We start from the raw sequence: 13,818 nt of genomic DNA, 5'->3' as shown, positions 1-13,818 counted from the left end.
CCTCCAATACAGCGCCCTCACTAGGCAGTTTGCTGGTCTTTTTTCTCGACAGGAATGCCATCCTTGGCCGAACGGTAGATGTTATAGGCGAACACGACTTGTCCTGCGAACATCAGGAAACCTCCGGCAGAGCGGAAGATGGAGAACGGACGCAGAGCCTGCATGACCTCAACGAACTGAATCCCGTACTGCTTCCCTTCTGCCCAGGCGAAGCCTTGCAGCACCCCTTGTGTCCACGTACTGAAGGCAAACACCAAAAATCCGATCACTGAGAACCAATAATGCATGTCCATCAGTTTTTTGCTGTAAATCTCACGTCCGGCAAAATCCTTGAATCCGTGATAGATCAGCGCAAAGACCACAGAGGAGAACGCCCCGAATAACGGCATATGCGCATGTCCAACCACCCAGTTGGTAAACTTCAGAACGGAACTTGGGCCCATCAGGCTTTGGAATGGCCCTTGCACACACGTAATCAGATAAAAAATCATCCCGGTGATCAAAAACTTCAGTGACACATCATGGGAGACGAGCTGCCATTTTCCTTTCATCGTGCCAAATACATTGGCAAGCACCGACCAGACTGGGATAATTAATAATACAGACGGGATGACACCAGCTTTCATTAGCCAGCTTGGCACCGGACCGTTCTGCAGATGGTGTGGTCCGTTCCATACATAAAAAGTAGCGATCGTCCAGAATCCGATCAGGGACAGCTTATGGCTGTACAGCGGATTTTTCGACAGCTTCGGCAAGAGATAATAGGTAAAGCCGACACCCACGGTCGTAATCCACAGACCGATGACATTATGACCATAGAACCATGCAGCCAGTGCCTGTGGAATCCCACCGATCATACCGTTCGGGATATTCCCGATGATAAATAAGAGCGGAAACCAAATCAGCGAACCCATAAAATACCATAAGCTTACATACAGCTGCTTCTCCCGACGATTAGAGATTGTACGGAAACAAATGAACATCACGCAGGCAAACAATCCAAAAAAGACAAGATCAATCGGCCACAAATATTCCGCGTACTCGATTGCAGTGGTATACCCGCCGATCAAGGTAAGTCCACCCAGACCGTTGAAGATATTCCACAGATAACCCACGATCAGGGCCAGACGCGGATGCGCGAGTGGAGCGCGGGTCAGCTTCGGAATCACATAAAACAACCCTGCCACATAAGCCATGGTCAGCCAGCCCAAAATCACGCTGTTGGTATGTACGGGTCGGATGCGCCCATATTGCAGGTATTTCTGCAGGGGACCAATCACTAAAAAATCAGGCCAGACATATTTAATGGACAGAATCAGCCCGACCGTCATACCGACCAGCAGCCAGACGATTGCGGAATAGTAGATATACCGTATGGCCCGGTAAGACAACTGTTCGTTAGTAACCATTGTCAAATTCTCCTTTCACTGCCGCTCTCGATGTAAGTATTACCAAAGGCACATATACTATGCGTAAACAACGGGATTGACATGCAATGGCCCCGTGTATTAAACTGAAATCATGAATGAATGGTCATTCATTAATCCGAAATCATCAGACATCCTGTAGGAGAAGTGAGGAGCTTATGGCGAAGAAAACGGGGGAAAAGTATCAAGCCATTATTAATGCGGCTGTTCGAGTTATTGCCCAGCACGGTTATCACAATGCACAGGTATCACGCATTGCGCGTGAGGCGAAGGTGGCGGACGGCACCATTTATCTTTACTTCGAAAACAAGGATGACATCTTGATTTCGCTGTTTAATGAAAAAATGGGTCAGTTCATTGCGACCTGCCGTGACTTGTGCAACAAAGCCGACACCGTGGAGCAAAAAATCTATGTGCTCGTTCATTCCCATTTGAGCCAGCTGGCCAATGACAAGGAATTTTCGGTGGTCACTCAGATCGAATTGCGCCAATCCAACCCAGTCGTCTCCAAAGGCATCGGCGAAGTGCTCAAACAGTACTTCAGCCTGATCGACGATGTGATCCGCGAAGGCGTAGAAGCCGGAGTGTTCCGCGACGATGTGGATGTGCGTCTGGCACGCACGATGGTGTTTGGTACATTGGATCAAACCGTCACAGCATGGGTGATGAGACAATGCAAACATGACCTTGTCTCTCAAGTAGATCCCATTCATAACCTCTTCCTAAATGGTCTAATACGCAAGTAAGCTGGGACAAATGCCATAAAAAGCGTTTTCAGCTTGCTTGCGATTTGGTAGAATGTAGCTTGTACATGAACTTACAAACGAACTGGCCCCTTCGCTGAGCGAACGCTCGGTTGACAGGGGCGGGGTAGTGGAGGAGAGGCTATGTCATTTCCAAATCTAAAAGTGGCAATTGAAGGCCATGTAGCGGTTGTATCAATTGATCACCCGCCAGCCAACGCACTCAATGCGCAAACATTCGAAGGTCTCAAGCAAATGCTAGATGCCTACGAGCATGATCCGCAGGTCAAAGTGATTGTGCTGACAGGGGAAGGGCGTTTCTTTATTGCCGGCGCCGATATCAAGGAATTCGCCAATTTCAGCGGAGAGCAGGCAGAAAGTTTGTCTCTTGCAGGCCAGCAACTGTTTAATAGAATGGAAGCCTTTTCAAAGCCAATTATCGCAGCCATTAACGGTGCATGCTTAGGCGGCGGATTAGAACTGGCGATGGCTTGCCACATCCGATTCGCTGCAGAAGAAGCTAAGCTTGGTTTACCAGAGCTTAATCTGGGCTTAATCCCAGGCTACGGCGGAACCCAGCGCCTGCCTCGTCTGATCGGCCGTGGCAAAGCGACACAGCTGATGCTCACATCCGAGATGATCAGCGGTGCAGAAGCGCACCGTCTGGGCTTGGCAGAAGCGGTATATCCGGCAGAACAGCTGCTCGATGAAGCGAAAAAGCTGGCAGCCGTCATCGCTGAGAAAAGCGCAGTAGCGATCCGTTTCGCGCTCGATGCCATTCACACCGGGGAGAATACGGGACTTGAGCAAGGTCTTCAATATGAGGCGAAGCTGTTTGGAGAAGCGTTTACCACCGAGGATATGAAAGAGGGCGTAAGCGCGTTTTTAGAAAAGCGGAAACCACAATTTAAGGATAGATAAAGGAGGTACTTCCATGAACATCTTGGTAGTTTTGAAGCAAACCTTTGACACGGAAGAAAAAATCGTTATCAACAACGGTCAAATCAGCGAAGACAGCGCTGAATTCATCATCAACCCATACGATGAGTATGCAGTGGAAGAAGCAATCAAATTGAGAGACGACCTCGGCGGCGAAGTAACCGTAGCAACCATCGGTCCAGACCGTGCAGAAAGCGCACTCCGCACTGCACTTGCTATGGGCGCTGACAAAGCGGTTCTCGTAGACGACGAGTCCCTGTTCGGTGATGAGTTCACCACTGCAAAGGTTCTTGCAGCAGTGGCAAAACAAGGCAACTATGACATCATCCTCGCAGGCCAAATGGCAGTTGACTCTGGTTCTGGCCAAGGCGGTCCTCGTCTTGCTGAAGAACTCGGCATCAACCACGTATCCACTGCGGTTAAGCTCGAAGTAAACGGCACATCCGTCCGCGTTGAGCGCGACGTAGAGGGTGACCTCGAAGTAGTTGAAACTTCCCTTCCTGTGCTCGTAACGGCTCAGCAAGGTCTCAACGAGCCTCGTTACCCATCTCTGCCAGGTATCATGAAAGCGAAAAAGAAACCGCTTGAGCGCCTTGGTGCAGATGACCTCGGTCTTTCTGCAGCGGATGTAGCAGCAAAAACAGAAATCGTGGATCAGTTCCTTCCTGCGAAGAAACAAGCTGGCCGCATTCTGTCCGGCGATGCAGCTTCCATGGCAGCAGAACTCGTATCTTTACTTCGCAATGAAGCGAAAGTGATTTAAGGAGGGGATTCGAATGACAAAAGTACTCGTACTCACAGAAGCTCGTGACAATCAACTGCGTAACGTATCCTTCGAAGCTCTTGCAGCAGCTGGCACCATCGCTGCCGGCGGTGAAGTGGTAGCTGTCGCTTTCGGCGCTAACGCAGAATCCTATGCAAACCAACTCGCGCAATACGGCGCATCCAAAGTATATGTAGTAAAAAACAGCGAACTGGATCAATACACTCCAGACGCATACACCCAAGCGATCGCTCAACTCGTTAATGAAGTCGCTCCAGACGCAATCGTAGCAGGTCACACAGCAATCGGCCGTGACGTGGCTCCACGCGTAGCTTCCCGCCTCGGTCTCGGTCTCGTAACAGACGTAACCGCTGTTGAAGCAGGCCCTGTTTTCACCCGTCCAATCTATGCGGGTAAAGCATTCCAAAAACGCAAATTCAACGACGGCAAAGTGTTCATCACCATCCGTCCAAACAACATCCCTGTAGGCGAAGCAGACGCTTCCAAAACAGCGGAAGTAGTAACTGCTAACGTAGAAATCAAAGACCTGCGCACCATCATCAAAGAAGTGGTTCGCAAAACTTCCGGTAAAGTGGACCTCTCCGAAGCGAAAATCATCGTTTCCGGCGGCCGCGGCGTGAAATCTGCTGACGGTTTCAAACCACTCGAAGACTTGGCTGACGTACTGGGTGCCGCAGTCGGCGCATCCCGTGGTGCTTGCGACGCTGGTTATGTAGATTATGCTCTGCAAATCGGTCAAACCGGTAAAGTCGTTACTCCAGACCTCTACATCGCATGCGGCATCTCCGGCGCGATCCAACACTTGGCTGGTATGTCCAACTCCAAAGTAATCGTAGCAATCAACAAAGACCCAGAAGCACCGATCTTCCAAGTGGCTGACTACGGCATCGTAGGCGACCTGTTCGAAGTTCTGCCTGTGCTGACTGAAGAATTTAAAAAGGTATTGGCGTAAACCCTATAGAAGTAGGAAAAGCGAAGGGATGGATGTCCCTTCGCTTTTTTGCATTTGGATTTAGTAATTATTATGATACCAAGACCAACTAAATCCCTTGTTCGGACTTTCATCGTACAATAATGAATAGCCTATCCCAATGTCAGGAACAGCCCCACCACTAAATGAAAGAGTTCCGTTTGTATCAAACTGTTGGTGAAAATATGATGCCGTTGCTGAACTAGTATCTGCTCTCCCGCTGCCATCATGTGGTGTTTGAATATAGACTCCACCCCAGCCTTTATGACGATATACCTCGTAATACATATTATTTTGAGTAAAATGATGGAGTAGGTCGAATTTCCACCCTATACCGGCGCCCGGGGTATATTTATCATAGGAAGATGAGGACATTTTTTTTGTTGTATATTGCCTGTTACCGTTTATTCCATAAGCGACATAGCTATATCTAACCGATTCCATGAGAGCATCATAATCATCGCTCCAAGCGATCCCGAACTTATCCCAGAGATTATTTATGGCACGACTATTCCAATCCCAATTGTAATCAACTTTAAATCTTGCTATACCGGAAATGCTTGAGGGAATTCGGCTAACCAGCAGGGTATGAGTAAAATTAGAAAGTGTTAGAATTCTCATAGTACCCGCACTGTTGTCTGTTTTAGAATCGCTGAGATTGTCTCTTTTTTTCTGAAAACTTACATAGAGAGCTCGATTCATATAGAGGTCATGCTTTTGTTCTGGTTCAAGAGTTTCTATGACTTCAGAAGGATATCCAGCTTTTTGTAAATATAGGTTTAGCTTCTTTTCATCAAGGTTTTCAAACGCATGAGCGTTGTATGCGAGAAAACCAATTAGGAATATACATGTTGTTATACTGATAAGCCATTTTCTCATCAGTTTTGGTCTCTTTTGCAAATGAATAACATCATTTGAAAAGATAACAGTATTCTTTACATAATAGCTATCGTTTCTTGCTGGAAATATATTTGGCATGTTTTAACAGACTAATGGTAAGAATAAAAGTCAACCATAGAGTTGAGACAAATCTTCCCAGGGTTTAGGAGGCGGAAGAATGCTTGGAGCAATCATTCTTATATTAGTTTTGGGATATGTTGGTTTGTTTTTTACAGTATACACTGGTGCACACTTAGGAGCTATTTTTGGTATCTTGATTGTCATTTCCATGCAGCTTAATACCATCATCCAACTGCTTCGAAATCGAAATAACGGGTAGAAAATAGGGCAAACTACTCCTGTCCGCCACCGAAAGTGTCGACCTCCCATGGTCATTTTCCGACTCAGGTGGTATACTTACAATTGTTTAGTACATAAATCGGAATGTTGAAGGAGGCTATCCTTATGGCAATTGAAAATGTATCTGATAAAGATTTCGCAAGTGAAGTAGAACAAGCACAAGGTGCGGTTCTCGTTGATTTCTGGGCGCCATGGTGCGGTCCTTGCAAAATGATCGCTCCTGTTCTGGAGGATATGGATAAAGAAGTGGGCAGCAAGCTCAAAATCGTGAAAATCAACGTGGATGAGAACCCAGAAACCGCTGGCCGTTTCGGCGTAATGTCCATCCCTACCCTGATCGTGTTCAAAGACGGTCAACCAGTAGATAAAGTGGTTGGTTTCAAACCGAAAGAAGCCCTCATGGCATCTGTAGGCCAATACCTGTAAGATTCTCAATTGAAACATTAGCGTGGTATGTTGGGACGGCCTCGAGCTCTGTCCTACCCAATTAAGCTTGTCTAAAACAACTCCGTGGCTCATCTGCGGGGTTTTTTTTTTATGGAACATTTTCTATGGGTTGAGAGATGAAAGTGGGGAACATTCGTGCTACTATAGGGAGTAGAGCATTTTTTTATGAGGGATCTATAGAAAGGGGAGTAGGTACGGATATGACCAAGAAAAACATCAAAGACAAACTGGCTGTCCTGCCCGAAAAACCCGGTTGTTATCTGATGAAAAACGCCAATGGCGATATCATTTACGTCGGTAAGGCTAAAGTGCTGAGAAACCGTGTGCGTTCTTATTTTACAGGGAGCCATGACGGGAAGACGCAACTGCTCGTGTCAGAGATCGCCGACTTCGAATACATCGTCGTCTCATCCGCGATGGAAGCACTGATTCTGGAGTGCAACCTGATCAAGCAGCATAATCCGCGTTATAATATTTTGCTGAAGGATGACAAGACGTACCCATACATCAAAGTAACCAATGAAGAGCACCCGCGTCTGGAGATTACGCGCAAGGTGTTAAAAGATAAAGCCAAATACTTCGGACCGTATCCGAATGCAACAGCAGCGCAAGAGGTGAAGAAGCTGCTCGACCGCCTCTACCCGTTGCGCAAGTGTCAGCATCTGCCGAAGCAGGTGTGCCTGTACTATCACTTGGGGCAATGCCTGGCGCCTTGTGTCTATGAGGTGGATCAGGCGGAAAATAACCGCATCGTCGATGAAATCTGCAAGTTTCTCGACGGCGGACATGAAGCAATGAAGCAAGAGCTGACCGAAAAAATGTACAAAGCGTCCGAAGAGATGGAATTCGAGCGGGCCAAGGAATACCGCGATCTGATTCTATCCATTGAGGCCTTGATGGAAAAGCAGAAGGTGACGCTGACCGATACGCTCGACCGCGATATCATCGGATATGCCGTGGACAAAGGCTGGATGTGTGTGCAGATTTTTTACATGCGCCAAGGCAAGATGATCGAGCGCGAGACCACATCGTTCCCGTATTACGGTGATATGGTGGAGGATTTCATGTCGTACGTTACCCAGTTTTACTACGACAAGCAGAATGCCCTGCCAAAAGAAATCCTGTTGCCAGAGCAAAGTGAACCAGAGCTGCTCAGTGAATGGCTGGGTGTCAAGGTGCTTACCCCGAAGCGCGGGAAAAAGCATGAGCTGATCAAAATGGCGGAGGAGAACGCCCGGATTGCGATTGCCGAGAAGTTCGCCCTGATGTCCAAGGATGAGGCGCGCACCGTGCAGGCGATCCACAATCTGGGTCATGCACTGGGCACAGGAGTTCCGCGCCGGATTGAGGCGTTTGACAACTCCAACATTCAAGGTGTGGAGCCGGTATCTGCGATGGTTGTCTTTACCGAGGGGCGTCCGGATAAGAAAGAATACCGCAAGTTTAAGATCAAAACGGTGGAAGGCCCGGACGACTACGGTTCCATGCGAGAAGTCATCCGCCGGCGCTACACACGTGTGTTGAGAGAAAATCTGCCGTTGCCAGACCTGATCATCGTCGACGGGGGCAAGGGGCAGATCAGCTCCGCGATTGATGTACTGCAAAATGAGCTGGGTCTCTACATTCCCGTATGTGGTCTGGCGAAAGATGACCGTCACCGTACGGCCGAGCTTTTGTACGGGGAGGATGCTGTGCCGGTACCGCTTGACCGCAATTCGTGGGAGTTTTACCTGCTGCAGCGCATACAGGACGAGGTCCACCGTTTTGCGATTACGTTCCACCGTCAGTCCCGCACGAAAAATATGCTGGCTTCCCAGCTGGATGAGATTCCGGGGATCGGGGAGAAGAGGCGCAAAGCGATGTTTCAGCATTTTGGGTCGCTTGCGAAGATGCGGGAGGCATCGGTGGAGGATTTCAGACAGCTGGGGATTGGGGATAAGCTGGCGAGGGATATTATACGTAGTCTGCGTAAACTGGATCAATCATAACGTACAGGAGAATCACATAAACAAGCTGTCGAGTATACCCGACAGCTTGTTGGCCGCCAACATAGGCGGCTTTTTTTATGGAGTGAATGGTATGGTTATCTGCAACATGGATCGCAGTGAATTTACTCTTGAAGTTTTCCATAATCTTTGATTTTGATATGGGGATGAACACTTATTCTTACATCGGCAAAGGCTTTGTTCCAATCAAGGTTTTTCCATTCTTCGTAGCTTAGTTTATTTCGCACATATTGACCGAGACCAATGGAGTCAACCCGGTGTTTTTGCATGCTCTTCAATACTCGTTCGGTTTCTTGCTTGATATATTTGTTCATAATCGTTTCCAGCTTGATTTGATCGGATGAGCGCTGCAGTTTGAGTTGCCCGGTGTATTCCAATAAAGAACCGCTAATCTCCATCTCGATATCGACCTGAATATCATGGCCATCACGGACTGGATGATTGCGGGTCACATGAATGGTTCGTTTGTTGACCATCGAGCTGAGCATTACATTTTCATGATGTTGTTTGGTTTCGGGAATACGCATAGTAATATCGCCTGAGCGAAAGTCCCCACGCAAAAAAGCGATAAACATGAATTGATCCGTTGGAATCCTGGTGACGTACCGGTCGTCTCTAAATAAGCCGATTCCAACCACCTTGATTTTCGCCCCCGTACTTTTCAAAATGGGTGCTACAGGATCAGCGCCATCATCGTAATAATCTCTGGAAAAATCGTACAGCCTGGAGTCAGGAATAGCCGTCGCTCTTGCTTCCGTCTTAATTAGCTCATCAATATACTCACCTACTTGCGGATAGGGCTTATATTCTTTTTTTAATAGGTCCCCTCCGCTGCCTTCTACCAAGATGACATGTACGTTTGCAGAAACTTGCGGGTCACGGATGAGTGTGTCGATATGATCCCATAGACCCTTCTTTGCCAAGTCAATGCCAAAAAGAACGGAGCGCATTTGGCCGCTTACAATTCTTCTGTTGTTTTCCTTTGAAAACTTGATGCGGGCTTCCTTGCTGGTTCGGGCGATCGTAGTAAAGAATATTTTTTCTTGTTGATTGGCTTTAGGAATGGTGGCTGATATTTGGATTCGGCCATCACTCTCTTGATCGGGGATGGTGTCATAGGCCACACTTCTGGCGAACCCTAACTCCTCCAAGATTCTTTGATCCCCGCAACCTGTCAGAAGCAAAAGAACAAGCACCAAGGCAATCCGCGCGATCATGCACGTTCACTTCCTTTTTGTAAACGTAAACGTTGGATCAACAGCAACACAATTAACAGCAGAGGAATGCTGAAAGCTAAGATGGTCTCAACGAACATCGCATCACTTACATGTTTATCCGTTTCGCGTAAGATTTGGGCCGTAAAGCCAAACCCAAAGGTGATCCCTGCGATCACGAATTCTAATACGTTCTTTCTCATGCGTGGAAAAATCCTTTTCATTGCGGAGAGGGAAGCAAATCCATATATAACCGAGGACGTTACATTAGAGAACATGAAGAAGGCAAAAACCAGATTCTCCACACGATTGATAAATGGCAGCTCAATGAAAGCAAGTGAATCAATAATCGGATAAGACATCGCCTTCAACTGATGAAAGCTGAAAAATCCTGAAGAGACAATAATGACATAGACATAGACCAGGGTAATGAAAATATGACCGATATATACTCCTTTGAACCATTTCCCATCCCGGCTGGCATAAGGAAAGAGATAGAGGCATAATTCACAACCGACGAAAATGGTATAGATATCCGTCCAGCTATTCAAGCTGATTTCCTCGGTAGCACCTTTGAACAGAAACGGGGTAAGTCGAACGATCTCCCATTCTGAAAAATAATAGAAAGTCAGACCACCGAGCCAAAATGTGACGAAAAAGAATACGGTAACTGCTTTGCTGATGCTGTATATGTCTTTTATTAACATGCAATACATCATATAACAATAGAGCAGAAACAAGAACATCGAGTTGGTTGTCGGGAAGGCCATGATTTGAAAGATGATGATAAAGCTTTTTCCGAGAATAGAACCTACATAAATATAGAAGAGAGCTAAAGCAAGATACAGAGGGTAGATCATGAATTTGGGAAGCGATGCTTCTACGATATCAAAAAAAGATGCTCCCTTCCCCATGCGATGGACAAGAGAGTAGAGAAAAATGTTGAGAATCCCCACCAACGACAGCAACAGCACACCGATCCAACCATTGGTGCCAAGTTTTTCAGCGATGATGCGGGGAAGACTGAAGAGCGTAACATCTAACTGAATCATATAGGTCAGAATGGCAACATGAAACCAATTCAGTTTTTCCCGCATGACATCACCACCATTTCTGCTTATTTCCGCGGTCTGCTTTTCACTTCGTTATTCGTTCTGGCTTGAGAAGGCCGCTTCCGCAGGCTCCAGAACGGGCCGCGGGCAAATGTATCCAGCCAGTCATACGTGCTAATAGGTGCAATCGGGGTCAGATAGGAAGTCCCCATATTCGTTATGCCGGATAAATGAATGACTACGAGCCCGACTCCTACGATGATCCCAAAGTTGCCTAAGATGCCAGCTAAAAAGATGATGCCAAACCGGATCAGACGGATAGAGGCACTCATGAGGTAGCTGGGAATGACGAAAGAAGCGATCGCAGACAAAGCAACGGCGATAATGAGGATATTGCTGGTAAAGCCTGCCTGCACAGCGGCTTGGCCAATAACGATCCCGCCGACGATCCCGATCGTTTGTCCAATTTTGCTGGGAAGTCTGGCTCCGGCTTCCCGAAGCAATTCGATGGTCGTCTCCATCATGATCGCTTCCACCAAGGGAGGAAAAGGAACCTTGCTCCTGGATTCAGTCAGATTGAGCAGCATGGTATGAGGAATCATTTCATAATGAAAGGTGGTTACAGATACATACAAGGCTGTGAAGATCATCGTGATCAAGAATCCAATGATCCGCAAAATCCGCAGTGCAGTGCCTAATTGCCAACGCTGATAGTAATCATCCGGGGAAGAGAAAAACTCAAAGAAGGAGGTGGGGCAGCTAAATGCCGACGGACTCCCTTCTACGAAGCAAGCAACTCGACCTGCCACGATTTTTGAGCAGATGGCATCAGGCCGTTCGGTTGTCATGAATTGTGGAAATAACGAGTTAGGATTATCGTCGATGAGTTGTACTAATTGATTGGTTTCAAATACGGAATCCACTTCAATTTGTTGGATACGATCCCTAAGCATCTGGACAAAACTCATATCAACGATATCTTCCATATACACCAAGACAACAATCGTCTTAGAGACTTCTCCTACCTCGAGCGTAACGGTTTTTACATGAGAGCTTTTGATTCTCCTGCGCACGACACTTAGGTTATGCACGAGATTTTCCACGAATCCATCATGCGGACCTGTGATCACGGTTTCTGTTTCAGACTGGGCAATTGATCGGCCGATTGGATGGGAAATATCAACGAGAAAGGCGACATCTTGAAAAAAAATAGCCGCTTTTCCGTTCAGTATTCCTTTGATGCAATCCTTGGAGTTATTCACTGGCATGTATTGTGATTGAGTGAGGCGAAGGGCAGCTTCACTTTCGGTTACATCAGAAAAGGGCATCGCAATGTCCCGAAGAAACTCATCGTTGCCCACTAAAAACGCGAAGTAAACGACATCCAGGTTAGCCTTAGGGAAACTTCGATGAACCAAGTCAGCGCAATCCGTAAACTGATCTAAGGTATGATCGAGGGAGGGGGGAATGACTTCTTCCGTCTGTTCAACTGGGGGGGCAACTGCGACTGGCTGTTCTTGAAGCAGCTGCATGATTCTCTTCACCAATCTCATATTCCTCACCCCAAAACCTTCCTTTGATTATTTTTGGTTATTTTTTCACTGGATTAGATTTTTATCCCATTTGAAGCTATATGGAGTTTGTCTCTACCTGCCTATTTGTCTGGTAACGATTTGCTCGATCCATTTCCAAGGTAAGATTCTTTTGAAAAACAGCATGGTCTTTGTCCCTTTGCCTACGATATAACGTAATCTTGGATTGGGCGTGCGAACAATTCTGATGATTTGACCAATGACTTCTTGCGGGTCCGATGCTGTGGCTGCCGTCTGTTTCACGGACTGTATGATCCGCTCCATCTGAGAGGTGTAGGGGGAGTCGATTGGTTTTTCTACTTGTTCTAAGCTCTTATTCCATATATCTGTCTGATACGATCCTGGCTCGATCAGAACGACTTTGACACCGTATGGATTCATCTCCAGCCGGAGAGACTCACAGAAGCCTTCGATGGCGTGTTTGGAAGAAACATAGGGACCCAGGCTGGGAAATCCGAAAAGTCCGCTGATGCTGCCAAGCGTGAGGATCAGCCCAGATTGGGCCTCGCGCATATGGGGGAGCACGGCTTGGGTAACTGCCACCACACCGAAAAAGTTGGTCTCAAACTGCTCGCGCCACATCTCCATCGGAATCTCCTCGATGAAGCCGCCTGCCGCAAAGCCTGCGTTGTTGAGCAGCAGGTCGATTCTGCCGTAGTGTTGGACGACATGGTTGACGACCTGTTTGACCTGTGCGTGGTGGGTTACGTCCAGTTCGATGATGTCGATGGATGCTTCTACACCTGCTTCCCGCGCTTTTGAGACGAGCGCCGTTTTCCTGGCAGGATTGCGCATCGTGGCGATGACCTGATAGCCTTCCTGGGCCAATGCAATGCTTGCGAGCAGGCCGAAGCCGCTGGAGCTGCCTGTCACGAGTGCGACAGGACGATTAATGGATAGAGTGGACATAGACATTCTCCCTTTTTCACCTTGATCATACGAATACAACAGCTTTTTCCACCATTGTACCAGTTACAGTGGTTTTCTTTTTGCATAAATTAGTCTTGAACATGCACAACCATGCATGCTATAATCGCTAACGAACTGAATATGACACCTCACTTCCCGTGAAAAAGGAGTGAGGTAGAGGCGCGAAAACCAAGAGTACCTTCCGTAGACACGGGTGTCGATGACGGAGTGGGGAAAGGGGAATTCGCCGAAGTGCCTGAAGCAACCCGATGCTTCACGTGCTGGGTCTGCGTTGAACAAGCGCAGGACTGTCATCCAGAGATTACCCAATCACTGGATGGAGTGCTATCTCACCGCATTGGACGGTTTCGTCTTTTGCGAGAGCTTTTAGGGGAGGAGGAGACCACGTATGTCTATAACAGGCATCGGCAGGGGACTACCTTGTCGGTGCCTTTTTTGATGCAAAAAAATAGAAAAACCGAGTAGCTGTCAGGAC

Annotated in this window: 13 protein-coding genes and 1 riboswitch; of the genes, 7 read left to right on the top strand and 6 right to left on the bottom strand. The window is 47.4% G+C overall.

All coding sequences use genetic code 11. The features are described 5' to 3' along the window. Positions 1–20 precede the first annotated feature (20 nt). Positions 21–1,409, bottom strand: coding sequence for a cbb3-type cytochrome c oxidase subunit I (locus FGI41_RS17125; RefSeq protein WP_139491564.1), 1,389 nt, complete (start codon positions 1,407–1,409; stop codon positions 21–23). Between the two features lie 176 nt (positions 1,410–1,585). Here FGI41_RS17125 and fadR point away from each other — a divergent pair, with 176 nt between their 5' ends. From fadR to FGI41_RS17105, 4 genes are all read left to right on the top strand, one after another. Continuing rightward, positions 1,586–2,173 (top strand): fatty acid metabolism transcriptional regulator FadR, encoded by a 588-nt coding sequence (gene fadR / locus FGI41_RS17120; RefSeq protein WP_139491563.1) that lies wholly within the window; start codon positions 1,586–1,588, stop codon positions 2,171–2,173. Between the two features lie 141 nt (positions 2,174–2,314). Further along, entirely contained in the window at positions 2,315–3,091 is a 777-nt protein-coding gene (locus FGI41_RS17115) for an enoyl-CoA hydratase (RefSeq protein ID WP_139491562.1), read from the top strand. 13 nt (positions 3,092–3,104) lie between these two features. Further along, the gene (locus tag FGI41_RS17110; RefSeq protein ID WP_139491561.1) at positions 3,105–3,872 is read left to right on the top strand and encodes an electron transfer flavoprotein subunit beta/FixA family protein; all 768 of its coding nucleotides are present in this window, start codon (positions 3,105–3,107) and stop codon (positions 3,870–3,872) included. A gap of 13 nt (positions 3,873–3,885) precedes the next feature. After that, entirely contained in the window at positions 3,886–4,845 is a 960-nt protein-coding gene (locus FGI41_RS17105; protein WP_139491560.1) for an electron transfer flavoprotein subunit alpha/FixB family protein, read from the top strand. A gap of 60 nt (positions 4,846–4,905) precedes the next feature. On the opposite strand, the gene FGI41_RS17100 is transcribed toward FGI41_RS17105, so the two are convergent. After that, positions 4,906–5,742 (bottom strand): hypothetical protein, encoded by an 837-nt coding sequence (locus FGI41_RS17100; RefSeq protein ID WP_139491559.1) that lies wholly within the window; start codon positions 5,740–5,742, stop codon positions 4,906–4,908. 178 nt (positions 5,743–5,920) lie between these two features. Between FGI41_RS17100 and FGI41_RS25090 the strand changes: the two genes are divergently transcribed. From FGI41_RS25090 to uvrC, 3 genes are all read left to right on the top strand, one after another. After that, complete coding sequence (locus tag FGI41_RS25090; RefSeq protein ID WP_176560324.1) at positions 5,921–6,082, top strand: hypothetical protein; 162 nt, start codon at positions 5,921–5,923, stop codon at positions 6,080–6,082. 125 nt (positions 6,083–6,207) lie between these two features. Then, complete coding sequence (gene trxA, locus FGI41_RS17095) at positions 6,208–6,528, top strand: thioredoxin (RefSeq protein WP_139491558.1); 321 nt, start codon at positions 6,208–6,210, stop codon at positions 6,526–6,528. A 221-nt stretch (positions 6,529–6,749) separates the two neighbouring features. Beyond that, positions 6,750–8,537, top strand: a complete 1,788-nt coding sequence (gene uvrC / locus FGI41_RS17090) for an excinuclease ABC subunit UvrC (protein WP_139491557.1) — start codon at positions 6,750–6,752, stop codon at positions 8,535–8,537. Positions 8,538–8,659: 122 nt separating this feature from the next. Here uvrC and FGI41_RS17085 read toward each other — a convergent pair whose 3' ends face one another. The 4 genes from FGI41_RS17085 to FGI41_RS17070 form a co-directional block, all read right to left on the bottom strand. Then, entirely contained in the window at positions 8,660–9,772 is a 1,113-nt protein-coding gene (locus FGI41_RS17085) for a Ger(x)C family spore germination protein (protein ID WP_139491556.1), read from the bottom strand. Continuing rightward, a complete protein-coding gene (locus tag FGI41_RS17080) occupies positions 9,769–10,866 on the bottom strand; it encodes a GerAB/ArcD/ProY family transporter (protein ID WP_139491555.1) in 1,098 nt (365 codons plus the stop codon). Before FGI41_RS17080 ends, FGI41_RS17085 begins: the two co-directional genes overlap by 4 nt. Positions 10,867–10,886: 20 nt before the next feature. Continuing rightward, positions 10,887–12,353 carry a spore germination protein gene (locus FGI41_RS17075; RefSeq protein WP_176560323.1) on the bottom strand — a complete coding sequence of 489 codons (1,467 nt, stop codon included), beginning with the start codon at positions 12,351–12,353 and terminating at the stop codon, positions 10,887–10,889. A gap of 114 nt (positions 12,354–12,467) precedes the next feature. Then, positions 12,468–13,322 (bottom strand): SDR family oxidoreductase, encoded by an 855-nt coding sequence (locus FGI41_RS17070; protein WP_139491554.1) that lies wholly within the window; start codon positions 13,320–13,322, stop codon positions 12,468–12,470. A gap of 167 nt (positions 13,323–13,489) precedes the next feature. Continuing rightward, positions 13,490–13,678: riboswitch (Lysine riboswitch) on the top strand. Positions 13,679–13,818 lie beyond the last annotated feature (140 nt).

The organism is Brevibacillus dissolubilis (assembly GCF_006170445.1).
Classification (GTDB): Bacteria; Bacillota; Bacilli; order Brevibacillales; family Brevibacillaceae; genus Brevibacillus_B; species Brevibacillus_B dissolubilis.
Note: the sequence above shows the minus strand (reverse complement) of the source record. Positions and strands in the feature narration are given on the sequence as shown.